The 22,005-nt window shown below is 60.4% G+C and carries 21 protein-coding genes; 4 read left to right on the plus strand and 17 right to left on the minus strand.

The genetic code is table 11. The features are described from left to right. Window positions 1-16: 16 nt before the first annotated feature. From CRO23_RS00905 to CRO23_RS00950, 10 genes are all read right to left on the minus strand, one after another. On the minus strand, window positions 17-616 hold the full coding sequence (locus CRO23_RS00905) for a KpsF/GutQ family sugar-phosphate isomerase (RefSeq protein ID WP_016930443.1): 600 nt from the start codon (window positions 614-616) through the stop codon (window positions 17-19). Then, window positions 616-2,253, minus strand: coding sequence for an FGGY-family carbohydrate kinase (locus tag CRO23_RS00910; protein WP_016930442.1), 1,638 nt, complete (start codon window positions 2,251-2,253; stop codon window positions 616-618). The genes CRO23_RS00905 and CRO23_RS00910 overlap by 1 nt, the downstream gene beginning before the upstream one ends. A 10-nt stretch (window positions 2,254-2,263) precedes the next feature. Continuing rightward, the gene (locus CRO23_RS00915) at window positions 2,264-3,217 is read right to left on the minus strand and encodes an ABC transporter permease (RefSeq protein WP_016930441.1); all 954 of its coding nucleotides are present in this window, start codon (window positions 3,215-3,217) and stop codon (window positions 2,264-2,266) included. 1 nt (window position 3,218) lies between these two features. Next, on the minus strand, window positions 3,219-4,208 hold the full coding sequence (locus tag CRO23_RS00920) for an ABC transporter permease (protein ID WP_004930997.1): 990 nt from the start codon (window positions 4,206-4,208) through the stop codon (window positions 3,219-3,221). Beyond that, window positions 4,201-5,700, minus strand: coding sequence for a sugar ABC transporter ATP-binding protein (locus tag CRO23_RS00925; protein WP_028128101.1), 1,500 nt, complete (start codon window positions 5,698-5,700; stop codon window positions 4,201-4,203). Before CRO23_RS00925 ends, CRO23_RS00920 begins: the two co-directional genes overlap by 8 nt. Window positions 5,701-5,805: 105 nt before the next feature. Then, complete coding sequence (locus tag CRO23_RS00930) at window positions 5,806-6,792, minus strand: autoinducer 2 ABC transporter substrate-binding protein (protein WP_028128102.1); 987 nt, start codon at window positions 6,790-6,792, stop codon at window positions 5,806-5,808. Between the two features lie 328 nt (window positions 6,793-7,120). Continuing rightward, window positions 7,121-8,464: an NADP-specific glutamate dehydrogenase gene (gene gdhA, locus CRO23_RS00935; protein WP_016930438.1), complete on the minus strand. Its 1,344-nt coding sequence runs from the start codon at window positions 8,462-8,464 to the stop codon at window positions 7,121-7,123. A gap of 199 nt (window positions 8,465-8,663) precedes the next feature. Then, window positions 8,664-9,101 carry a universal stress protein UspA gene (gene uspA, locus CRO23_RS00940; RefSeq protein WP_004930988.1) on the minus strand — a complete coding sequence of 146 codons (438 nt, stop codon included), beginning with the start codon at window positions 9,099-9,101 and terminating at the stop codon, window positions 8,664-8,666. A 267-nt stretch (window positions 9,102-9,368) separates the two neighbouring features. Then, entirely contained in the window at window positions 9,369-10,277 is a 909-nt protein-coding gene (locus tag CRO23_RS00945) for a LysR family transcriptional regulator (protein ID WP_097101233.1), read from the minus strand. Between the two features lie 105 nt (window positions 10,278-10,382). Then, window positions 10,383-11,156: an SDR family oxidoreductase gene (locus CRO23_RS00950; protein WP_033639172.1), complete on the minus strand. Its 774-nt coding sequence runs from the start codon at window positions 11,154-11,156 to the stop codon at window positions 10,383-10,385. Between the two features lie 433 nt (window positions 11,157-11,589). Here CRO23_RS00950 and uspB point away from each other — a divergent pair, with 433 nt between their 5' ends. Next, entirely contained in the window at window positions 11,590-11,925 is a 336-nt protein-coding gene (gene uspB / locus CRO23_RS00955) for a universal stress protein UspB (RefSeq protein ID WP_016930435.1), read from the plus strand. A gap of 343 nt (window positions 11,926-12,268) precedes the next feature. Here the strand turns inward: uspB and pitA are convergent, their stop codons facing one another. Further along, complete coding sequence (gene pitA / locus CRO23_RS00960; RefSeq protein ID WP_016930434.1) at window positions 12,269-13,771, minus strand: inorganic phosphate transporter PitA; 1,503 nt, start codon at window positions 13,769-13,771, stop codon at window positions 12,269-12,271. Between the two features lie 300 nt (window positions 13,772-14,071). Between pitA and CRO23_RS00965 the strand changes: the two genes are divergently transcribed. Further along, window positions 14,072-15,271, plus strand: coding sequence for an NAD(P)/FAD-dependent oxidoreductase (locus tag CRO23_RS00965; RefSeq protein WP_049278804.1), 1,200 nt, complete (start codon window positions 14,072-14,074; stop codon window positions 15,269-15,271). Window positions 15,272-15,299: 28 nt separating this feature from the next. Here the strand turns inward: CRO23_RS00965 and add are convergent, their stop codons facing one another. Together add and CRO23_RS00975 are read right to left on the minus strand one after the other, a co-directional pair. Continuing rightward, the gene (add, locus tag CRO23_RS00970; RefSeq protein WP_097101235.1) at window positions 15,300-16,292 is read right to left on the minus strand and encodes an adenosine deaminase; all 993 of its coding nucleotides are present in this window, start codon (window positions 16,290-16,292) and stop codon (window positions 15,300-15,302) included. Between the two features lie 9 nt (window positions 16,293-16,301). Then, the gene (locus CRO23_RS00975; protein ID WP_016930431.1) at window positions 16,302-17,243 is read right to left on the minus strand and encodes a nucleoside hydrolase; all 942 of its coding nucleotides are present in this window, start codon (window positions 17,241-17,243) and stop codon (window positions 16,302-16,304) included. A 160-nt stretch (window positions 17,244-17,403) separates the two neighbouring features. Between CRO23_RS00975 and CRO23_RS00980 the strand changes: the two genes are divergently transcribed. Next, entirely contained in the window at window positions 17,404-18,087 is a 684-nt protein-coding gene (locus CRO23_RS00980) for a Crp/Fnr family transcriptional regulator (RefSeq protein ID WP_016930430.1), read from the plus strand. Here the strand turns inward: CRO23_RS00980 and CRO23_RS00985 are convergent. The 4 genes from CRO23_RS00985 to CRO23_RS01000 all read right to left on the minus strand — a co-directional run bounded on the left by CRO23_RS00985 (window position 18,084) and on the right by CRO23_RS01000 (window position 20,947). Next, window positions 18,084-18,503, minus strand: a complete 420-nt coding sequence (locus CRO23_RS00985) for a VOC family protein (RefSeq protein WP_016930429.1) — start codon at window positions 18,501-18,503, stop codon at window positions 18,084-18,086. The two genes, CRO23_RS00980 and CRO23_RS00985, sit on opposite strands and share 4 nt — an antisense overlap. A 127-nt stretch (window positions 18,504-18,630) precedes the next feature. Beyond that, the gene (locus CRO23_RS00990; protein ID WP_028127813.1) at window positions 18,631-19,047 is read right to left on the minus strand and encodes an SRPBCC family protein; all 417 of its coding nucleotides are present in this window, start codon (window positions 19,045-19,047) and stop codon (window positions 18,631-18,633) included. 36 nt (window positions 19,048-19,083) lie between these two features. Next, window positions 19,084-19,881: an SDR family NAD(P)-dependent oxidoreductase gene (locus tag CRO23_RS00995; protein WP_028127812.1), complete on the minus strand. Its 798-nt coding sequence runs from the start codon at window positions 19,879-19,881 to the stop codon at window positions 19,084-19,086. A 55-nt stretch (window positions 19,882-19,936) separates the two neighbouring features. Next, window positions 19,937-20,947, minus strand: coding sequence for an aldo/keto reductase (locus CRO23_RS01000; protein ID WP_016930426.1), 1,011 nt, complete (start codon window positions 20,945-20,947; stop codon window positions 19,937-19,939). Window positions 20,948-21,089: 142 nt separating this feature from the next. Here CRO23_RS01000 and CRO23_RS01005 point away from each other — a divergent pair, with 142 nt between their 5' ends. Next, a complete protein-coding gene (locus tag CRO23_RS01005) occupies window positions 21,090-21,989 on the plus strand; it encodes a LysR substrate-binding domain-containing protein (RefSeq protein ID WP_016930425.1) in 900 nt (299 codons plus the stop codon). Window positions 21,990-22,005 lie beyond the last annotated feature (16 nt).

Consider the following 22,005-nt stretch of genomic DNA (forward strand, 5'->3'; position numbering starts at 1 on the left):
CCGCCGTGTCGGGCCCTCAGTTTTCCTCTCGCAAACTTTTCCCCACGCCGCCGCCCGGATGCACCGCCAGCAAGGCGCTCTTGTCGTAACCGCTGCGCGCCATCAGGCAGGCGCAGGCGGCGTCGAAGATCGCCAACACCAGCACGATCGAGGTAGTGGCCAGCATATTCAGCGGATCTATTTCCTGTTGTACCCCGGTGGCGATCGTCAGCTGCGCCGCCTGCGCGATGGCGGAGTGCGGGTTTTCCGTCACCGCGATCAGCGGCACCCCCTTGGTCTGCAGCGTCGGCAGCAGACGGGTCAGCTCGTCGGAATTGCCGCCGCGCGAGATCAGGATCAGCAGATCGTCCGCGCGCAGAAAGCCCAGATCGCCGTGCGCCGCGCCGGTGGCGTCGAGGTAGACCGCCGGTCGCTCCACGCAGGCCAGCATGTGGGCTATCTTGCGCGCCGCAATTCCCGAGGTGCCGACGCCGGTGACGGCGATTTTACCGCGGCAGCCGGCCAGCAGCCCCAGCAGCCGCTGCCAGGTGTGCGCGTCGAGGCGTTCGCCCAGCTGCGCCAGTTCCCGGCTGTAAGTTTGCCAGCCCTGTACGGCCTGCCGCCATTCCTGCTGCATCACGCCTCCTCCTGCATCAGCCGGCGGTATTTCATGTGGTCGTTGTACAGTTCGTGGAACACCCGGTATTTGCGGTCGTAGTAGCTTTTTATCTGGTTGGTCTGCGGCGTAACCGTCTTGCCGATGCGGCTCATGGCGCTCATCGCCTCCGGCAAGGTGTCGAATACGCCGGCCGCCACGGTGCCCATCATCGCGCCGCCCAGCAGCATTGCTTCGCTCTCCTCCGGCAGCAGCATGGCGCAGCCGGTGGCGTTGGCGTGCTCCTGCACGAAGATCGGGTTCTTGGTGCCGCCGCCGCTGGCCATGATGGTATCGATGCTGTAGCCGCTGTGGTTCATGGTTTCGATGATGTGGCGGGTGCCGAGCGCGATGGCCTGAATGGTGGCCAGGTAGTGCAGCGCCATGTCTTCCGGCGTGCGCGACAGCTTCAGCCCGGTCAGGATGCCGGTCAGCGTCGGGTTGGCGCGCGGCGAGCGGTTGCCGTGGAAGTACGGCAGCATATGAATGTCCTGCGTCAGGAAGGCGATGTTCTCCGGTTCGCCGGCCATGCGGCGCAGAATGGCGTTCAGCACCTCATAGATGGTCTGCCCCTGGGTTTTCGCCTGCGCCAGCAGCTCCTGATAGCACGGATGCGACTGGATGACGTGGTCGATCAGCGCGCCGGTGGCGGACTGGCCGCCTTCGTTCAGCCAGTATTCCGGCAGGATCGCCGAGTAATACGGCCCCCAGACGCCGCCGATAAAGCGGGCGGTGCGCGACATCGCCATATGGCCGGTGGAGGTGCCGCCGATCAGCGCGACGCGGCGATTGAAGTCGGCCACCTCGCCGGAGACGCCGGTGGCGCCCAGCGTGCCGAGGGTGCCGGCGTGCGCGTCGATGATCGATACGCTTACCGCCGTGCCGGCGATCAGTCCCATTTCAGCGGCGGCGCGCTGAGTCAGGCCGTGGCCCAGCGGCTCGCCCATCATTTTGACGTCGCTGCCGATCTTGGCCGCGTCGTGTTCCAGCACGTCTTCCAGCCCGATCTGCTGGAAGTAGCTCTTGTCCCAACGCTGTTCGTGGCCGAGATAGGTCCACTTGCACACCGTCGAGCACAGCGAACGGGTGGCGTCCTGGGTGGCGCGCCAGGTGAGGAAGTCCGGCAGATCGAACAGGTAACCGGCGTTGGCCCAGGTGGTGGGCATGTGTTGCTTCAGCCACAGCAGTTTCGGCGTCTGCATCTCCGGCGAAATGATGCCGCCAACGAAGTCCAGCACCCGGTGTTTGGTGGCGTTGATGCGCTCGGCCTGGGCGATCGCCCGGTGATCCATCCACACGATGATGTTCTGCTCGGTGCGGCCGGAGGGGCTGACGGTCAGCGGTTTGCCTTCTTTATCCAGCACCACCAGCGAACAGGTGGCGTCGAAGCCCAGCCCTTTGACCTGGATCGGGTTGATGTCGGCCTGGTTGACCGCATCGCGCACCGCATTGCACACCGCCTGCCAGATGTTATCCGATGACTGCTCGACGAAATCCGCCTTCGGCCGGTACAGATCGATGGCCCGGCTGGCCTGGCCGACCATGCGGCCATTGAGATCGAATACGCCTGCGCGCGCGCTTCCGGTGCCCACATCTACGCCAATAAAATAGCTCGCCATTATTTTCTCCTCAGGCTTTTCGATTCTGTAACGCGATAAACAGGATCAGCACGCCGCCCCACAGGGCCATGGTCAGGTAGCTGCTGACCCCCAGCAAATTGAGGCCGCTTTCCAACATTTGCAGCACGATCAGCGCCAGCACCAGCCCCAGAATACGGCCGAAACCGCCGTCCGGGTTAATGCCGCCCAGCACCGAGGCCAGAATGGTCACCAGCAGATAAGATTCGCCGTAGCCGGCCTTGGCCGAGTTGAACTTGGCCATCATCAGCAGCGCGGCTCCCCAGCCGAGCAGCGCCGACAGGATATACACTGCGATCTGCACCCGCGCGGTGTTCACGCCGCTGAAGCGGGTGGCCTGCTCGTTGGAGCCGATCAGGTACAGGCTGCGCCCCAGCGTGGTGTGCTCCAGCAGCAGCCACAGCCCGACCGCCACCAGCAGGAACAGGATCAGCGCCACCGGCACGCCGAGCACGGCGCCGTTGCCGAGAAATTGAATCGCCGCCGGGAAGCCGGAGATCACCGCGCCGTTGGACAGTAGAATATTCAGGCCGGTGATCAGCGTCATGGTGCCGAGCGAGGCGAGGATCGGCGAAACGCCGATCCAGGCCACCAGCGCGCCGTTCAGCGCGCCGATCGCCACCGCCACCAACAGGCCGGCCAACAGCGCCAGCGCCAGGAACAGCGGCTGGTCGGGATGGCTGACGATGATCGCCGCCATCACCAGCGAACAGGCGTTGGCGCCGGCGATGATCGACAGGTTGATGCCGCCGGTCAGCATGGTGATGCCCATGCCGAGCGCCAGCAGGCCGAGGATCGGCAGCTGCGAGGCGATCGACTGGAAGTTGCCGAGGCTGAAGAAGCGGGATCCGAGCAGCCCGGCGAACAGCAGCGCCACCGCGATGATGATCGCGCCCTGCAGGCGAATGATCCGATCGTTTGGGATCAACCGAGTTAACTGCGTCATGTCAGATCTCCTTGAGCAGCTTGCGTTTTTCGTTCCAGGCGGTGGTGCTGATGCTGATCAAAATGATCGCGCCGCTGAATACCTGGTGCCAATAGGCCGAGACGCTGAGCAGCGTCAGCCCGTTTTGCAGGAAGGCCAGCAGCACCACGCCGAGCAGGGTGCCGGTCAACGATCCGCGGCCGCCGCTCATGCTGGTGCCGCCCAGCACCACCGCCGCCAATACCGTCAGCTCGAAGCCGAGCAGCGAGTTGGGCGCCACCGACTGGGTGATCTGCGCCTGCACCACCGCCGCGACGCCGGCCAGAATGCCCATATAGCCGTAGACGCAGAAGTGCAGCCGCAGCAGGTTCAACCCCAGGCGCGACGCCGCGTCGCGGTTGCCGCCCATGGCGTAGATCTGGCGCCCCAGCCGGGTGCGGTTCATCAGCACGCCGGTGACGACGATGGTCGCCAGCAGGCACAGCAGCGGCAGCGTCAGACCGTAGTCGTAGCCGTCGGCGCCCTGGAACGAGAACCAGTTGATGCCGTTCATGAACCAGTCCGGGAAGCCGTACAGCCAGGTGCCGTTGGTGGCGTATACCAGCAGGCCGTAGAACAGGTTGAGGGTGGCGATGGTGATGATGATCGCCGGCACCTTGAGCCAATACACCAGGAAACCGTTCACCAACCCGAGCAGCAGGCCGACGCCGATCGCCAGGGCGAACGCCAGCGGGAAGCTGCCGCCGTGCTGGATCACCCAGCTGGCCATCACGTACTGGGCGATGGCGGTGATCGCCGGGAACGAAATATCGATGCCGCCGGCGATCAGCACCACGAACAGCCCGCAGGCCAGGATGCCGAGAATGGCGTAGCTGGTGGCGACATCGGTCAGGTTGCCGAGCGTCAGAAACTCATCGGTGCCGGCGCTCAGGCCGATCGCCAGCAGCAACACCAACAGGCCGAGATAAAACTCGTGTCGCCCGGCCAAGCGGGCCAATAATGACTTATCCATTCACCACCTCGGCGATCTGTTGTTCGGTACTCTGGTGCGGCGCGAACTCGGCGATCAACTCGCCTTTGCGCATCACCATCACCCGATGGCTGTTGTAATAGGCTTCCGGGATCTCGTCGCAGATCATCAGCACCGCCATGCCCAGCTGCGCCAGATCGCGGGCGATCTGGTAGATCCCCTCTTTGTTGGCGATGTCCACGCCGACGGTGGGCGAGTCGAGGATCAGGATCTTCGGCTGGGTCGCTACCCATTTGGCGATGGCGATGCGCTGGGCGTTGCCGCCGGACAGGGTTTTCACCGGCAATGCGCTGTCGGACACCTTGATGTTCAGATCGCGGATCAGCCGGTTGACCAGCTCGGTCGCCTTGGCGTGATCCAGCAGCCCGAGCGAGGTATGCAGCCGATCGAAGACGGTGACGATGGTGTTGTCGTAGATCGATTGCTCCATGATCAATCCCTGCGTCAGACGATCCTCCGACACATAGCCGATGCCGTGGCGCACCGCTTCGCGGTTGTTGTGCAGCTGCACCGCCCGGCCCTCGATGCGGATCTCGCCGCTGTCCGGCCGCGTCATGCCGAACAGGCTGAGGCACAGTTCGGTGCGGCCGGCGCCGAGCAGGCCGACGATCGAGACGATCTCGCCGCCGCGCAGCGCCAGATTGACGTTGCGGTATTTCTCGCCGCGGCTGAGGTTGCGCACCTCGAGCAGCGGCGCCTGTTCGGCCGGCGGCAGCGGCGGCAGCGGGCTGTAATGGAAGCGTTGGCCGGTCATCAGGAACGCCAGCTCATGGCTGTCCAGCTCGCTGGCCGGCCAGGTGCCCACCAGCTTGCCGTCGCGCATCACGCTGATGCGATCGGCGACTTCCATCACTTCATCCAATCGGTGGCTGACGAACACCACGCAGATGCCGGCTGCTTTCAGTTCGTTAACCACCCGCAGCAGGCCGTCGACCTCCTGGCGGGTCAGCGAGGCGGTCGGTTCGTCCATGATAACCAACCGCGCCTCGGCGGCGATGGCGCGGCAAATCGCCACCAGCTGCCGATCGGCGATTGACAGTTTTTCCACCTTTTTATCGGGATCGATGTGTACGCCGACCCGCGCCATGGCGTCCAGCGCCGTCTGGCGCATCACCCGCTTGCGCACCCAGAAGTGGCCGCCGGGCAGGTAACGGTGGATGGCGATGTTTTCCGCCACCGTCAGATTAGGGAACAGCGACAGGTCCTGGTAGATCACCTGTATGCCGTAATAACCGGACAGCTGCGGCGTCAGGGCGTGGAAGAGTTTGCCTTCCAGCGAAATATTGGCGCCTTTTTCCGGCTGATAGACGCCGGAGATGATTTTAATGATGGTGCTTTTGCCGCAGCCGTTTTGCCCGGCCAGACAGTGCACTTCGCCTTTATTCAGCGTCAGGTTGATCTGGTCTAATGCCAGCACGCCTGGGAATCGCTTGCTGATATTCTCCAGGGTGATAAATGCGGGGGAGGCTGTCATAACGTTAACCTGTGCTTGCGTAGCGGCCGAAGCCCTGGGCGCAGCAACGCTGCGCCCCTACGAGGGTTTAACTACTTTCCCGGTGTAGCGAAATTACGCGAAAAATCAGAATCCGAGCGATTTGGCGTTGTCTTTGGTCACTTCCAAAATCTTATTAAACCGAATCACTTTGTGTTCCATATCGACGTCGGCCTTGCCGAGGCCCTCGATCGACAGGTCTTTGTTCACGTCCTTGCCCTGCAGCAGCTGATCGGCCACCGTCACCAGCGCATAACCGGCGTCTTTCGGATCCCACAGCAGCGCTTTCTTGATGTCGCCGCGCATCAGGTAAGGGGCGGCCTGCGCCGGCATGGCGATGCCCACCACCGCGATTTTGTCCTTGGCGCGCTTCTTGGCCACCGCCTGGCCGGCGCCGATCGGGCCGAGCGAGCCGAAGCCGATGATGCCCTTCATCTGCGGATAGGTTTTCATCAGATCCAACGTGGTGGCGTAGGATTTGTCGATGCTTTCCGCCACCGGCAAGCGCGAGGTGACTTCAAACATGTCCGGGTATTTTTCTTTCTGGTACTTGATGGCGGAATCGGCCCAGGCGTTGTGCAGCGGCACGGTCAGCGAGCCGACGTAGATGGCGTAGCCGCCTTTGCCGCCCATGTCTTTCGCCAGTTCATCGACGTTGGCCTGCGCGTATTTCTCGCTGTCGATGGTCTCGATGTCCCACTGGCCGATCTGCTGGTCCGGGGATTCATGGGTCAGCACCACGATGCCTTTGTCACGCGCTTTTTTCAGCACCGGTTCCAGCACCTTGGCGTCGTTCGGCACCACGATGATGGCGTTGACGTTCTTGGCGATCAGATCCTCAATCACCTTGACCTGCGCGGCCGGATCCGGCGTAGAAGGGCCGGTCTGGTAAGCGTTGACGTCGAGTTTTTTCGCCGCTTCGTTGACGCCCACTTCCATGCGGTTGAACCACGGAATGCCGGTCACTTTGGCGACCACGGCAATCTCATATTTATCAGCGGCGAACACAGGTGTTGTCGATAACATGCACGCAGAAACCACACATGCATTTAATAATGCGAGGTTAAATTTCATTAGCTGTACCTTTTTTATCTGTAGGGGTGGCGGTTTTTCCACCGCTGCAGATTACAAAGGAATGGAAGAGGGGGCGTAGCCGAAGTTAACAAAATGTGATCTGCACACATTTAAGTAAAATATTGACGTATTTAATGTTAAATAAATGTTTAATTATTTGACAGTGGTAAATTTACTACCAACTAAACGGCTTTAAATAACTTTTTATTAACTTTTAATTAACGTATTCGCATCATTTCGATGGCTTGGACGCGGAAAAAAATGCCGGCGAAGGAGCCGGCATTGAAGCATTTAATCGATGTGTGAACAAGATCACCTTTGCGCCCGATTACAGCACGCCCTGGGCCAGCATCGCCTCCGCAACCTTAACGAAACCGGCGATATTCGCGCCGTGTACATAGTGGGTTTGCTTGCCCTCGCCGCCGTATTCCACGCAGGCATGGTGAATATCCGCCATGATATGTTGTAAACGTACATCCACTTTTTCCGCCCGCCAGCCGATGCGCGCGGCGTTTTGCGCCATCTCCAGCCCCGACGTGGCCACGCCGCCGGCGTTGGCCGCCTTGCCGGGCGCGAACAGCACCCCGGCGTCAAGGAAGGCGTCGGTGGCCTGGATGGTGGTCGGCATGTTGGCGCCTTCCGCCACCGCTTTCACCCCGTTGCGGATCAGCGTCTGCGCCGCCTCGAGATCCAGCTCGTTTTGGGTGGCGCACGGCAGGGCGATATCCACCGGCACGCTCCACGGCTGCTGGCCCGCCAGATAGGTCAGACCGCGCTCACGTGCATAGTCCGCCACCCGGCCGTAACGCTGGTTTTTGATCTCCGCCAGGTGCGCCAGCTTCTCGGTGGTGAAACCGTCTTCGTCCACCAGGGTGCCGCCGGAATCCGACACGGTGATCACGCGCGCGTCCAGCTCCAGCGCTTTCTCGATGGTGTACTGCGCCACGTTGCCGGAGCCGGATACCGCCACCCGCATGCCCTCAAAGCCCAGGCCGTGGCGCTGCAGCATGGCGTCGGTGAAGTACACCAGGCCGTAGCCGGTCGCCTCGGGGCGGATCAGGCTGCCGCCGAAGGAGAGGCCTTTGCCGGTAAACACGCAGGCGGTGTTGTTGGACAGTTTTTTCATCATGCCGGCCATAAAGCCGACTTCGCGGCCGCCGACGCCGATGTCCCCGGCCGGCACGTCGGTGTCCGGGCCCAGATGGCGATACAGCTCGGTCATCAGCGCCTGGCAGAAGCGCATGATCTCCCCCTGGCTTTTGCCCTTGGGATCGAAATCGGAGCCGCCTTTGCCGCCGCCCATCGGCAGGGTGGTTAGCGCATTCTTGAAGGTCTGTTCAAAGCCGAGGAACTTCAGGATCGACAGGTTCACCGACGGATGGAAGCGCATGCCGCCCTTGTAGGGGCCGATGGCCGAGTTGAACTGCACGCGGAAGGCGCGGTTGACCTGCACCTGGCCGCGATCGTCCACCCAGCTGACGCGGAACTGAATGATGCGCTCGGGCTCCACCAGGCGCTCCAGCAGCGCCTGTTCGCGATAGCGCGGATTGCGTTCGATAAACGGCCACAGCGAGGTGAACACTTCGCGCACCGCCTGCAGATATTCCGGCTGGTGGGGGTTATGGCGTTGTAACGAGGACAGGAAAGACTCTACCGATACGGCATATTCCATGGATAACTCCTTTTCGCATTAAATTTCCCCCGCTATTTCTTATAGATATGGGTATAGGCGATGCCCGGGGGAGGATGTTGTGTCTTTAGCGACTATATCATCGGAGGGCGGTTGATTATCAAGCGATTAATCGGCGTGGCGGCATGAAAAACGCCCGCAGGGCGCGGGCGTTGGTCAGTTAAGTTAGCAGGCGCTTACTTTATTCGTCTTCTTCATCGCGCAGCGGCACGATCAGCATATCGATGTGCACGGTATTGATCAGCTGGCGCGCGGAAGACATCAGCTTGCTCCAGAAGTCCTGATGGTGGCCGCACAGCACCAGGTCCATATCGTATTTCTTGATGGCGTCCACCAGCACCTGCGCCAGATCGCCGCTGCCGCTCAGGGTCTCGGTGATCGGGTAGCCGGCGTTTTGCGACAGCTCGGTCAGCGCCTGATGGGTTTCTTCAGAGATGCGTTTTTGCATGTCGCCGAGATTGACGTCGATCAGGCCGGTATAGAGGTCGGAATAGTTGACATCGACGTGGATCAGAGAAACTTTGGCGTTATACGGCCGCGCCATAGAGACGGCTTTTTCTACCAGGATCTTGCTTTCCGGGGATAGGTCCACCGCGATCAATATGTGTTTGTAAGCCATAAGAATACTCCTTCCATAAACATGCCGATTAAAAAGGGTTAGCAGGCGTTCCGTGTACCCGCCTGGCGCTGTTGGTTCCATAGTATCATTTGGATAACGCAATGATATGTTGGGGCGATCACACTGCGCCGCATCGGAAATCTCTGCGCACGATACCTTTCGTTGTACACCCGCGCGGCGTAAAAGCCTATGGGTTATGCGGGTTTTAACGGTCTGACCGCTTGAATTATAAGCGTTATTAAACAAAGTATAGCGCTAAATGTGCAATCAGCGCTCCAGATGCGGCTGCAGCAGGCTTTCAAACCACTCATGAAACACCGCCAGACGCCTTGAGCGCTGGCGGCGATGGGGGTAGATCAGGGCGATCGGCATGGAGGCGGCGCGGTAACCGGGCAGAACTTCCATCAGTTCACCGGCGTCGAGCAGGTGTTGTACGTCGTAGCGCGGGATTTGCATCAGCCCCAGCCCCGCGCGGCAGCAGGCGATATAGCTTTCGGCGTTGTTGACCACCACCCGGCTGGGCAGTTCGAGCCGTTGCGTATGGCCGTCGCCGGTCAGGTATTCCCAGGGGGATTCGCGGCCGGTTCTGGGCGAGGCGTAGCCGATGCTCCAGTGCCCCTCGGCGAGATCGCCGGGGTGGAGCGGATGACCGAATTCGCTCAGGTAGGCGGTGCTGGCGCAGTTGATCAGCGCGATATGGCCGAGCGGGCGCATCACCAGGCTGCTGTCGTGCAGATCGCCGACGCGCACCGCGCAGTCGACCCCTTCCTGCACCAGATCGATGGCGCGATCGGCGGAGCCGAGCGCCAGCTGCAGGTGAGGATGGCGCCGCAGCAAGCCGGGCAGCGCCGGCGCGATCAGCCGGCGGGCGATGCGGCTCGGCACGTCGACGCTGAGCCGCCCGGAGGCCTGCCGCTGGCTGGCCTGAAATGACTGATCGATGTCTTCCACTTCGGCCAGCAGCGGGCGCAGCCGCTCGAGCAGCTGTTCGCCGTCGGCGGTCAGCCGCACTTGCCGCGTGGTGCGGTGCAGCAGCCGTACGCCCAGTTGCGTTTCCAATTGCTGCACGGCGGCGGACACCGAGGCGCGCGGCACCTCCAGCGCATGGGCCGCCCGGATAAAGCTGCCCATTTCCGCCACCTGTACGAATACGCGGTATTGATTGAATCTGTCCATCTCGCTGACCTGCTGTTCCTTGGCGCCGTTTCTGACAGTAGAGTGTAGCCGCATGGCGCGGTTGCGTGCGAGCAGGTGCGGGGGCCTCTCCGCCCCCCGTCGAACTTATTTGGTGGTGTAGCCGCCGTTGATCAGGATGGTTTGGCCGGTTATCCACCAGCCGTCGCTGACCAGATGGCGGATGAACGGCACCACGTCTTCGATATCGGTCAGGCCGGTTTTACTGAACGGCGACAGCGCCGCCGCCGTCTTGTGGTAGGCCACGGCGTCCGCGCCTTCAGCCGGGTAGAAGAACGGGGTATCCATCGGGCCGGGGCCGACCGCCGTCACGGAGATGCCACGTTCGCCAAACTCCTTGGCGGCGGCGCGGGTGAAGTGCTCCACCGGTGCTTTGGTGCCGGCGTAAGCGGCGTAGAACGGCGTGAAGGCGCCGAGCAGCGAGGTGACCAGCGTGCAGATTTTACCGTTGTCGTTAAGGTGCTTGCCCGCCTCTTTCAGGAAGAAGAACGCGGTTTTGGCGTTGACCGCGGTCATTTCGTCGTACTCGGCTTCGCTGATGTCGATCATCGGCTTTTTCAACACTTTGCCGACGGTATTGATGGCGATATCCGGCTTGCCGACGGCGGCGACCGCGTCGGCGAACAGCTTCTCGACCGCGCCCGCGGTGGTGAGATCGGCCTGCAGCGCGACACCTTGTGCCCCGGCGGCCTGAATGGCGGCGACGGTTTTTTCCGCTTCGGCTTTGGAAGCGGCGCTGTTGTAGTGGATCACCACCGCTTTGGCGCCTTGTTCAGCCAAATCGCGCGCGATCAGCCCGCCGAGGTTCTTGGCGCCGCCGGCGATGAGGACGGTTTTTCCCTTGATTGAATGGTTTGCCATAACAGTTTCCTTGGATGAACGTAACGGAAACCTGAGTCTAGCCAGCGTGGGGGGAAAGATCAGCGGCGCAGCGCGGGATAGACTATCCAGAAATGCGACATAATCGAAACGGATGGTTATCGCTTATAACGCCCCGGCAGGTGACTTTTCGGTACAGGGCGGTAAATTTTATCCACTGCTCAGGCCAGTTTGCGTTCCATTAACCTACAATGATGAATATGGGCTTCACCATTTCTCCTCTGAGTAGAACCATGCCGTGCAAATCTCTCTGTGCGGCGCGGCAACGTCTTTGGAGGCGGTGGGTTATGGGCGTGGCTCGTGCAGGCAAAAAAAGGGGATGAGAGCGGTAAGCTCCAGCAGAGTATCGGGTAATGAGGTAGGGCGGTTGGACCCGGCGGATGGCCGCGGATAACAACGCCTTGAGGGGGTAATCATGATCAGTACCGTCGCGCTGTTTTGGGCCTTATGTGTGGTGTGTGTGGTAAACATGGTGCGGTATTACTCTTCTCTGCGCGCGTTGCTGGTGGTATTGCGCGGCTGTGACCCGTTGCTGTACCAATACGTCGACGGCGGCGGCTTCTTCACCGCCCACGGCCAACCCAGCAAGCAACTGAGGCTGGTGCGCTATATCTTCGCGCAGCGCTATGTCGAACACCACGATCCGGAGTTTATTCGCCGCTGTGAGCGGGTGCGCGGGCAGTTTATGCTGACCTCGGCCCTGTGCGGCCTGGTGGTCATCAGCTTGATAGCGCTGATGATCTGGTATTAATGCCTTCCTGTTTCCCTTGATGCAGGCAAAAAAAAGGCGGCCCTGCGGCCTAATGCTTATCAGTTAGCGTTTTTTTGAAGTACTCGTGACGTTTTCGGTCGATAAATGAGAGGTGCATCATGAAGCTCCTGTCACTCGACCGAGCCAGGGGCCGAAGGCGCGGCCCCTGGCAACCCGCGCCATCGGCCCCTACAATTGCCGTTCGCTACGGCATCAGAGAAATGCGAGGGTTTTACGGCAATTCTCCTGCACAGAACGCCCAGAGGATGGATAAAAAAATGCCAGTCAGGCTTAACTGACTGGCATTAGGCCCTGCGGCCGCCTTTCTCGTGGTGCTTATCGCTTAGATCAGCTTCAACGCAACCCAATACAGCGCACCGGAAAGCAGAATCGAGATTGGCAGGGTCAGTACCCAGGCCAACAGGATGTTCTTCACGGTTTTGCTCTGCACGCCGCCGCCGTCCACAATCATCGTCCCGGCAACCGCCGAAGAGAGGACGTGGGTGGTGGAGACCGGCATGCCGGTATAACTCGCCACGCCGATCGACAGCGCCGCGGTCATCTGGGCCGATACGCCCTGGGCGTAGGTCATGCCTTTCTTGCCGATCTTCTCGCCGATGGTGGTGGCCACGCGTTTCCAGCCCACCATGGTACCGAGCGACAGCGCCAGCGCGACGGCGACGATGATCCACATCGGCGCGTACTCGACGGTCTGCAGCAGATCCTGACGCAGGTTCTTCAGGAAGCGCTGGTCGGCGGATGAGGTTTCCGGCAGCTTGGCGACTTTATCCGCCGTGTCGGTCACGCACATCAGCAGGCGGCGCAGGTGGCTGCGCTGGTCAACCGTCAGCTGATCGTAGCTTTGCAGGTTGGTCAGCATGCCCTGAGCCAGTTCGATGGCCGGCATGGCGCGCGAACTGTCGCAGTGGAACTCGGCAGGCTTGCCAGACGCAGCTTCGTCATCCGGGCTTGGCACCAGCGGCGTCAGCGACACCGCATGCGACAGCGCGTCGCCGTGCTGCTGGTAATATTGCTGCAGGTGGGTCACGGCGTCACGCGTACGGGTGATGTCATAACCGGTTGCATTCATATTGACCACGAAGCCGGCCGGCGCAACGCCGATCAGCACCAGCATGATAAGGCCGATGCCTTTCTGGCCGTCGTTGGCGCCGTGCGAGAAGCTGACGCCAATCGCCGACAGGATCAGCGCGATACGGGTCCAGAACGGCGGCTTGCGTTTGCCGTCGACCTTTTCACGTTCCGCAGGGGTCATGTGGATACGCTGGCGTTTCTTGGTGCCACTCCAATAGCGGCGCAAGGCGAACACCATCACTCCCGCCACCATCATGCCGACCAGCGGCGAGAACAGCAGAGAAAGGAAAATCCCAATCATTTTCGGGACGTTAAGCGCATCCACCACCGAAGTGTGGGTCATCAGGGCGTTGGTTAAACCGACACCGATGATTGCGCCTATCAGCGTATGGGAACTGGACGCCGGCAGACCGAAATACCAGGTGCCGAGGTTCCAGATGATTGCCGCCAACAGCATGGAGAAGACCATGGCTAATCCGTGTGCTGAACTGACGTTCAACAACAGATCGGTAGGCAGCAAGTGGACGATGGCGTAAGCAACACTCAAACCGCCGAGCATTACGCCAAGAAAGTTGAACAAACCTGCCATCACGACCGCAAGTTGCGAGCGCATGGCGCGGGTATAAATAACTGTAGCGACCGCATTGGCCGTATCATGAAAACCGTTGATGGCTTCATAAAACAACACGAACAACAATGCGAGAATTAACATCAGGCCGGTATGGAAATCCAGGCCAGCGAACAAATGCAGCATAAGCGTTACGCCAGTTTGTGGACATGAACGCCGCGCATTATCAGTGACAACCGGGGCCGGGGAAAAGGAAAATATGACGTTTTTTTGATTTGGACATGACGAAACGATGACGCGCCTATAACAAAAATATTGAATATCAACGCGTTATTCTCCTCTGACCTCTGTAATATTTTCTTACTGTGGCGTTGGCGGCGCCGGGGCTTTACAATCTTCCGCCGTGAATTTGGCGGTGACCGGCGGCGAAACGGCGTAATATGGCGCTCTTTTGTCGCGATTGTGGTTTTGATAAGTGAGGCTCAGGTGGAACAGTTTGATGTCGTAGTGATTGGGGCGGGCGCCGCCGGCATGTTTTGCGCCGCGCAGGCGGGGCAACTCGGTTGCCGCGTGTTGCTGCTCGACAACGGCAAAAAACCGGGCCGCAAGATCCTGATGTCCGGCGGCGGGCGCTGCAACTTTACCAACATGTACGCCGAACCGGCGGCCTATCTGTCGAACAACCCGCACTTCTGCAAGTCGGCGCTGGCGCGCTACACCCAGTGGGACTTCATCGATCTGATCAACCGCTACGGCATCGCCTACCATGAAAAAACGCTGGGGCAGCTGTTCTGCGACGATTCGGCGCAGCAGGTGGTGGATCTGCTGGTTAAAGAGTGCGAGCTGGGCCAGGTGACGATGCGCCTGCGCAGCGAAGTGTTGGGCGTGGAGAAAACCGAGAGCGGCTACCAGCTGGCGCTCAATGGCGAAAAAGTAAGTGCTCGCTCACTTGTGGTGGCTAGCGGCGGATTATCCATGCCGGGGTTGGGCGCGTCGCCGTTCGGTTACAAACTGGCGGAGCAGTTCGGCCTCAGAGTGTTGCCGACGCGCGCCGGGCTGGTGCCTTTTACCCTGCATAAGCCGCTGCTGGAGCATGTGCAGACGCTGTCCGGCGTGTCGGTGCCGGCGGTGATCACCGCCGAGAACGGCGTCAGCTTCCGTGAAAGCATCCTGTTCACCCATCGCGGTCTCTCTGGCCCGGCGGTATTGCAGCTGTCCAGCTACTGGCAACCGGGTGAGTATGTGAGCGTTAACTTACTTCCGGAGCTGGATCTGGCGGGCTTCCTGGATAACCAACGCCAAGAGCACCCGAACCAAAGCCTGAAAAACACCCTGGCGCTGCATTTGCCGAAGCGGTTGGTGGAGTGTTTGCAGACCCTGGGACAATTGCCGGAGGCGACGCTGAAGCAACTGAATGCGCCGCAACAGGCGGCGTTGGTGGATCTGTTGCAGAACTGGCGCGTGCAGCCGAACGGCACCGAAGGCTACCGCACGGCGGAAGTGACGCTCGGCGGCGTTGACACCAACGAACTTTCTTCCAAGACGATGGAGGCCCACAAGGTGCCAGGGCTCTATTTCATCGGCGAAGTGGTGGACGTGACCGGGTGGCTGGGCGGCTACAACTTCCAGTGGGCCTGGAGTTCGGCCTGGGCCTGCGCCCAGGCGCTGGCGGCGCAGGGGCGTTAAAACCCGCTCAGCCTTGACACGTGCCGGGTCACATTGGCCCGGCCTTGAGCTGATTCATTAATTTTATTTTAGTGTTTCCGTCGAGAAAGCTCGCCTCCAGCGCCTGTCGGTTGCTGCGGTTAAAATCGTCATCCTGCCAGCCGAAGGCGTCATGCAACAGCTGATACTCCTTGTTCAGCGTGGTGTCGGCGACGGTGCGCGCATCGGTATTCACGTTCAGCCGCACTCCCATCCTTTTCAGCCGATCTATCGGATGATCGTCGATGCTGTCGAACAGATTGCAGACGAGATTGCAGCTGGGGCAGATCTCGAGCAGGACGCCGGTGGCTATCAGACGCTCGACGAGCGCAGGGTCCTCGATGCTTCTGACGCCGTGGCCGATGCGCGACACCTGTAGCTGCTCCAGCGTTTCCCGTACGCTGTCGGCGCCCTTCGCCTCGCCGGCGTGGGCGATGACGTTGCCGCCGGCGGCACGCACGGCGCGAAAGGCCGCCACATGGTGGGTCAGCGGGTAACGCGCTTCATCGGCGGCCAAATCCAGCGCCACCACGCCGCTTCCCTGATAATCGATAACCAGTTTCGCCGTTTGCAGGCTGGCGGCCGCGTCGAAATGCCGCAGCGTGCACAGGATCAGCCCGGCGGCGATGCCGTAAGCCCGCGAGGCGTGATGCATGGCCGCCAGCACCGTCTCGACCACCGCTTCACCGCTTAACCCCAGCCGGGTATGCAGCAGCGGCGCGAAGCGCAGCTCGGCATAGATGACATTATCCGCCGCCAACTGCGCGAATAAGTCCTCGACGGCCAGCGTTATCGCCTGGCTTGTCTGCAATAGATCTATTTGCGGCGCTATCTTGCTTAGAAAGTCCCCCAGATCGGCGCATCGTTTCGGCGCGACAAATTGCCGATTAAATGCCGTTCTGGTTATTTGCGGGTCGACCTTTTTTAAATAGTGGTAGCTTAAACAGGTATCCAAATGAACGTGTAATTCCACTTTCTTCAATTTTCTTGGATCGAATTTCATGCGAGTCACTTATTTCATTAACGGCTGAGATAACAACGAGAACAGTTTTTCTTTAAACAGGCCGGGCTTAATGCGGGTAATCACGCGCGCATTGGCCGGTTCGCCGGTAAGCTGAGTGGAATCGATGACGTAATGGCCGTAAGACCTCTCACTTTTATATTCAACCCAGGAATACGCCTCCAGACTGGTCTCGACGATATCCGGATAGAGCGCCACCGCCATGGTGGTCGGATCGGGCAAATCAAACCCTTTGCGTTCGGTACGCCGTGCGTTGAACGCCATCAGCGCGCGATTGCAGCGCACGGCAAAGCGTCCCAGTTCGCCGAGGTTATTCAATCGTTCTATATCGCGTTCGTCGATAAACGCTTCCCCCATGCCGATCTCCCAGCCGACGAGAGTGAGCGGCAGCCCGGCAGTGAGCACCAGGTGCGCGGCCTCGGCATCGGCGTAAAAATTAAATTCGGCCAGCGGGGTGATATTGCCGGGCATCAGCCCGGAACCGCCCATCACATAAACCCTCTTCACTTTTTCGGCCAGCGTGGGCGCTTTCAGCACCGCCATCGCGAGATTGGTCAACGGCCCGAGGGTGACGATTTCCAGCTCGCCATTGAGCCGTGCGGCGCAGTCGATGATGGCGTCCACGGCATGAACGGGTTCGGCGCTCTGGCGCGGATCGGGCAAGGCCATGTCGCCCATGCCGTCTTCGCCGTGAATATGGTGCGAATGATAACGCGTTCGGAAAAGCGGTTTCGCCATGCCGGCATAAACCGGGGGCGCATAGGTTCCCGCTTTTTCCACGCAGATAAGTGCATTTTTGACGCACTGTTCAAGCGGGCAGTTTCCCGCGACGGTGGTGATCGCTTCCACCTTCACGTCGGGTGCGCGCAACGCCATCAGCAGCGCGACGGCATCGTCGGAAGCAGTATCGGTATCTATCAAAATATGTCGCATGGCCATCTCCTCGGGTGGGCTATGCGGAGAAAGTACCCAGACGACCTAAGGCAAAAAAGGTCAGATGTCCTTTTTCGTTCTGAAGCGCGTCGGCTATGCTGAACGCAGTCGAAAGCGAGGATGTAAGACGTTTAAGGATGAGCCCTGGGAGTGAATCGCCTTGAAAACGGTCGGTGACAGCAAGCTAAAAGAAGCTTTTATCGACGCTCACGATCTGCGAACGGCGCTTTCGCCCACGCTGCTCGCCGCACTGCGCCTGGTCAGCGTCGAAGCCGGCGAATACCTGGTGACGCAAAGCGATCGTTTGACCCACCTGTTTTTTCTCGTGCAGGGAAAATTGCAGGTTGAGAATTTTGATGTGAATGGCGCGCACATTGTCTTTTCCTTCGAAACGGATTTCTCGGTGATTGGCGATCTGGAGCTGTTCTCCCAGACGCAGCGCACGCTGTTCAGCACCGTGCAGGCGGTGACCGACGCGCTGCTCCTCGCGGCACCGATAGAGGCCATCAACAATCACGCCCTGAGCGACCCGGCGTTCCTCACCTTTATCTGCCGGCAATTGAGCACTAAGCTGCTGAATGCCTCTTTGCTGCATGCGAACGGCGTTTTTACGGCGGAGTATAAACTGCGAAAATTTTTATTATTCAAGATAAAGAACGAAGGGGAATTGATTGAGCTGGAAAACCGGGAGGCGCTGGCGGCGAGATTGGGCATCTCCGTCAGACAGCTGAGCCGCGCGCTGGCGCAGCTCGCGGCGGACGGCATCATTCAATTTAAAAACAAGTCACTGTGGGTGACGGATCGCCAACGGCTGTCCGACATCAACGGGAGCGCCAGGATCTAGCCGATCGCCGGCCCCTTCAATTCCACGCGATTGCCGTCCGGATCGCTGAAATAAATGGACGGGCCGTCGCCTTCAGCGCCATAGCGCGATTCGGCGGGATCCACGCCGATCCCCTGCGCTCGCAGATAGGCCAGCAGCTCGTCCTCGTTGAAAGGATCGATGCGCAGGCAGACGTGATCGACATTTTGCCGGTGACGATCGGGCGCCGCGCCGCCTTTTTTCCCCAACACGCCGTTAATATCCACCAGATCGATCATGGCCGCTCCGGCGCGCAGGTGCATCAGCCCCAAATCCGGCCGCTGTTTGGCGATATCACAGCCGACGATCTGGGTATAAAAATGCAGGCTTTTCTGCATATCGCGCACGCGCAGCACCACATGGTCGATAGTCTTCAGGCTGAAAGGGCGCACGGCCATCTCCTCAAACGGAAGTCTCCTTTACAGCATAAACGGCGCTGGCGGATTTATCCTGCTCCAGAGCTAAAGCCAAAAAAAACGGCCAATGGCTTTCACCATCGGCCGCGAGCGCTTGAGCATACCGGCGTTAGCGCGGGAAGTTGCCGCTCAGCGCATCCAGGCCGCCCTGGTAGATGCCGCTGAACAGGGCGACGGCCTCGTCGTCGCTGATGTTGACCGGCGTGAAGCTGCCCGACCATTCCACGCGCGCCACGTTGGCGTCGTCGGTGGCGTGTACTGACAGGGTGGACAGGTAATTCACCACCGGGAACGGCGCCTGCATGATGGAGTAGCTGTAGCTGCGTTGACGGTTGTCGAACGCTTCCAGCCGCTCGATGACGGTGCCGCCGTCGGCGGTGGTTAAGGTACGCACGCGGCCGCCTTCCGAAATGACGCTTTTCGGGATGAACGGCAGCCAGTCAGGCAGGGCGTCGAAGCCGCCGATCAGTTGCCATACGGTGTCGGCGGATGCCGGGATGTTCATAGATACGGATGTATTAGCCATTTTCTTTCTCTCTTGATATCGGTTTAGGGTACGGAATTACATTGCCAGGGTGTCGACGACGCCGCCGTCGACGCGCAGCGCCGCGCCGGTAGTGGCCGAAGACAGCGGGGACGCAAGGTAAACGGCCAGGTTGGCCACTTCATCGACGTCCGCCGCGCGCTGAATGATGGAGCTTGGGCGTTCGGTTTTAACGAACTCGTCGGCCTGATCGCGCGCGCTGCGCCCGGATTTGGCCGCCGCTTCCGCCAGCATCTCCTGCAGGCCTTCGGTAAAGGTTGGCCCTGGCAGGATGGCGTTGACCGTCACGCCGGTGCCGGCGAGGCGTTTCGCCAGGCCGTGAGACACCGCCAGGTTGGCGCTTTTGGTCACGCCGTAGTTGATCATGTCCGCCGGGATGGCGACGCCGGATTCGGACGACACGAAAATAATGCGTCCCCAGCCCTGTTCGGTCATGTTCTGCGCGTAGTGGCGCGCCAGACGCACGCCCGAGAGGACGTTGACGTTATAGAAGTGCATCCACTCGCTGTCGGGCACGGTAAAGAAGTCTTTATCGTTGAAAATGCCCAGGTTGTTGATCAGCACGTCAGCTTTAGGCTCCGCGGCGAACAGGGTTTCTGCCCCTTGTTCCGTGCCGAGATCGGCGACCACGCCGCGCACTTGCGCGCCGGGCACGTTGGCGCTGATGTCGGCGATAGCGTTATCGACCCCGGTTTTTTGACGGCCGACGATCACCACGGTGGCGCCCGTTTTGGCGAGTCCGCGCGCGATGCCCAAGCCGATGCCGGAGGTGGAGCCGCTGACGACGGCGACTTTGCCTGAAAGATCCAGTTTCATCATGTATATCACTCTGTAATGTGGGTAATGGGGCCGGGGGGCGGCCCCATAAAACTTAACGAATCGGCAGCGGCGCGTTGTCGGCCACCAGTTTCTGACGGCGCATCTCCGCCCAGAACTCAGCCGGGATCACTGCATCCAGCGCAGCCAGATCTTCGGCCATGCGGCCAGGACGGCTCGAACCGGGGATCACGGCGGCGACGGCCGGGTTAGCCAGCGCAAACTGCAGCGCAGCGGCTTTGACGTCTACCTGGAAGCGAGCGGCGATCTCTTTGATTTTCGCGACTTGCTGGCGAATAGCCGGGGACGCTTTCTGATATTCGAAATGTTCACCGCCGGCCAGCACGCCGGAGCTGTATGGGCCGCCGACGACGATATCGACATTCTGTTCCAGCGCTTCCGGCATCAGGCGTTGCAGGGCGCGTTCGTGATCCAGCAGGCTGTAGCGACCGGCCAGCAAGAAGGCATCCGGTTTAGGTTCATCGAGCGCCAGCGTCAGCTCGCAAGGCTCGACGCGGTTAACCCCGAGTCCCCAGGCTTTGATCACGCCTTCGTCACGCAGGCGGGACAGCGCGCGGAAGGCGCCGGTACGGGCGATATTGAACTGTTCCAGCCAGCTGTCGCCGTAGAAATCCTGAGCGACGTCGTGGATCCAGACGATATCCAGACGGTCGGTTTTCAGGCGCTTCAGGCTGTTTTCAATGGAGCGAAGCGTGCCGTCTTCCGAGTAGTCGTTCAGGATCTTGTTTTTCAAACCGTGTTCGAACAGGCCGCCTTTCTCACCCAGATCGCGGGCGGCGGGATCTTCCATTTCGTCCAGCATGATGCGGCCCACTTTAGTGCTCAGTACGAACTCATCGCGTGGGTACTGAGAAAGCGCTTCGCCCATGCGAATTTCCGACAGGCCGGAACCGTAAAGCGGCGCGGTGTCGAAGTAGCGGATGCCCAAGTCCCAGGCGCTGGTTACGGTAGCCCGCGCTTCTTCTTCTGGAATGGCGCGGTACATATTGCCGAGCGGCGCGCCGCCCAAACCGATCTTGCCGGGTAAAATATTTTTGATGCTCATGGTGAATCCTCAATACGTTATCTTTTCAGGGAAACTTGTGGGGCTCATACAGCGTCTGCCCCGTCACGAGGCTAAAGATAACTTGGCAAGTTGTGACTTGATAGGACATAATTTGTCTAAGTTAAGTCCTTTGAGGTCTGAGATGATCGATTTACGTCAGTTGAAATACTTCGTCGCGGTGGCGGAAGAGGAGCACGTCGGCCGCGCCGCCGAACGGCTGCACATTTCCCAGTCACCGCTGAGCCGGCAGATTTCCCAGCTTGAGGAACGTCTGGGTTTGATGCTGTTCGAGCGCAATCAGCAGCGCATCCGCCTGACCGCCGATGGCCAGACGTTTCTGGCCGAAACCCGCGCGCTGTTGACGCACGCCACCCGGCTCGAATCGCTCGGGCGCCGCCTGGGGCGGGGGGAAGACGGCGGGCTGTGCATCGGCTATATCGAAAATGCGATGCACTCCGGCGTCTTGTCGAACGCATTGCGGTCGCTGCGGGTTTCCCGGCCGGATGTGCACATCGTGCTTTACAGCCAGCCTTCTTCCATGCAGCTGGAAGGGCTGCGGCAGCGCAGCCTGGACGTAGCGCTGGTCAATACGGCGCCGGATCGCGCGGATCCGGATTTTGAATATACGCAGGTGCTGGACGATCGCATGCTGCTGGCCTTGCCGCAGACGCATCCGCTGGCGGACAGGGAAACGCTGCAGCCGGCGGATCTCACCGATCAGGCTTGGATCTCGGTGATCCACAAAGAGGATGCCCATTCGCGCGACGACTTCGTGGCGGCCTGCGTGAAGGCCGGGTTCGATCCGGATATTCGGCTGGAGGCGGGCGAGCCGCTGACCGCGCTGGGGCTGGTCGCCGCCGGATTGGGGATGACGTTGATCCAGCACAGCCTGCGGCATAACGCGCCGCAAGGCGTAGTGCTGCGCGAACTGCCCTGGATGCAATACACCACGCAGCTGTGGGCCGTGTGGCACAAGGCCAACCTGCGCCCGCTGGTCACCCATTTCCGCGAAGTGATGTCGGCCGGTCCGGCCTGCCACTGACTGCGCGGCGGTGTCC

This window comes from Serratia sp. JKS296 (assembly GCF_900215445.1).
In the GTDB taxonomy this organism is placed as follows: Bacteria; Pseudomonadota; Gammaproteobacteria; order Enterobacterales; family Enterobacteriaceae; genus Serratia; species Serratia marcescens.

Bases quoted from the DNA above. Each gene is read 5' to 3' on its own strand.
- CRO23_RS00905 (WP_016930443.1), bottom strand. From the start codon at position 616: ATGCAGCAGGAATGGCGGCAGGCCGTACAGGGCTGGCAAACTTACAGC.
- CRO23_RS00985 (WP_016930429.1), bottom strand. From the start codon at position 18,503: ATGGCCGTGCGCCCTTTCAGCCTGAAGACTATCGACCATGTGGTGCTG.
- CRO23_RS01000 (WP_016930426.1), bottom strand. From the start codon at position 20,947: ATGAGCATCAAAAATATTTTACCCGGCAAGATCGGTTTGGGCGGCGCG.
- add (WP_097101235.1), bottom strand. From the start codon at position 16,292: ATGAAATTCGATCCAAGAAAATTGAAGAAAGTGGAATTACACGTTCAT.
- CRO23_RS00995 (WP_028127812.1), bottom strand. From the start codon at position 19,881: ATGAAACTGGATCTTTCAGGCAAAGTCGCCGTCGTCAGCGGCTCCACC.
- pitA (WP_016930434.1), bottom strand. From the start codon at position 13,771: ATGCTGCATTTGTTCGCTGGCCTGGATTTCCATACCGGCCTGATGTTA.
- CRO23_RS00930 (WP_028128102.1), bottom strand. From the start codon at position 6,792: ATGAAATTTAACCTCGCATTATTAAATGCATGTGTGGTTTCTGCGTGC.
- CRO23_RS00915 (WP_016930441.1), bottom strand. From the start codon at position 3,217: ATGACGCAGTTAACTCGGTTGATCCCAAACGATCGGATCATTCGCCTG.
- CRO23_RS00910 (WP_016930442.1), bottom strand. From the start codon at position 2,253: ATGGCGAGCTATTTTATTGGCGTAGATGTGGGCACCGGAAGCGCGCGC.
- CRO23_RS00950 (WP_033639172.1), bottom strand. From the start codon at position 11,156: ATGGCAAACCATTCAATCAAGGGAAAAACCGTCCTCATCGCCGGCGGC.
- uspA (WP_004930988.1), bottom strand. From the start codon at position 9,101: ATGGCTTACAAACACATATTGATCGCGGTGGACCTATCCCCGGAAAGC.
- CRO23_RS00925 (WP_028128101.1), bottom strand. From the start codon at position 5,700: ATGACAGCCTCCCCCGCATTTATCACCCTGGAGAATATCAGCAAGCGA.
- gdhA (WP_016930438.1), bottom strand. From the start codon at position 8,464: ATGGAATATGCCGTATCGGTAGAGTCTTTCCTGTCCTCGTTACAACGC.
- CRO23_RS01005 (WP_016930425.1), top strand. From the start codon at position 21,090: ATGATCGATTTACGTCAGTTGAAATACTTCGTCGCGGTGGCGGAAGAG.
- CRO23_RS00920 (WP_004930997.1), bottom strand. From the start codon at position 4,208: ATGGATAAGTCATTATTGGCCCGCTTGGCCGGGCGACACGAGTTTTAT.
- CRO23_RS00975 (WP_016930431.1), bottom strand. From the start codon at position 17,243: ATGCGACATATTTTGATAGATACCGATACTGCTTCCGACGATGCCGTC.
- CRO23_RS00945 (WP_097101233.1), bottom strand. From the start codon at position 10,277: ATGGACAGATTCAATCAATACCGCGTATTCGTACAGGTGGCGGAAATG.
- CRO23_RS00990 (WP_028127813.1), bottom strand. From the start codon at position 19,047: ATGGCTAATACATCCGTATCTATGAACATCCCGGCATCCGCCGACACC.
- uspB (WP_016930435.1), top strand. From the start codon at position 11,590: ATGATCAGTACCGTCGCGCTGTTTTGGGCCTTATGTGTGGTGTGTGTG.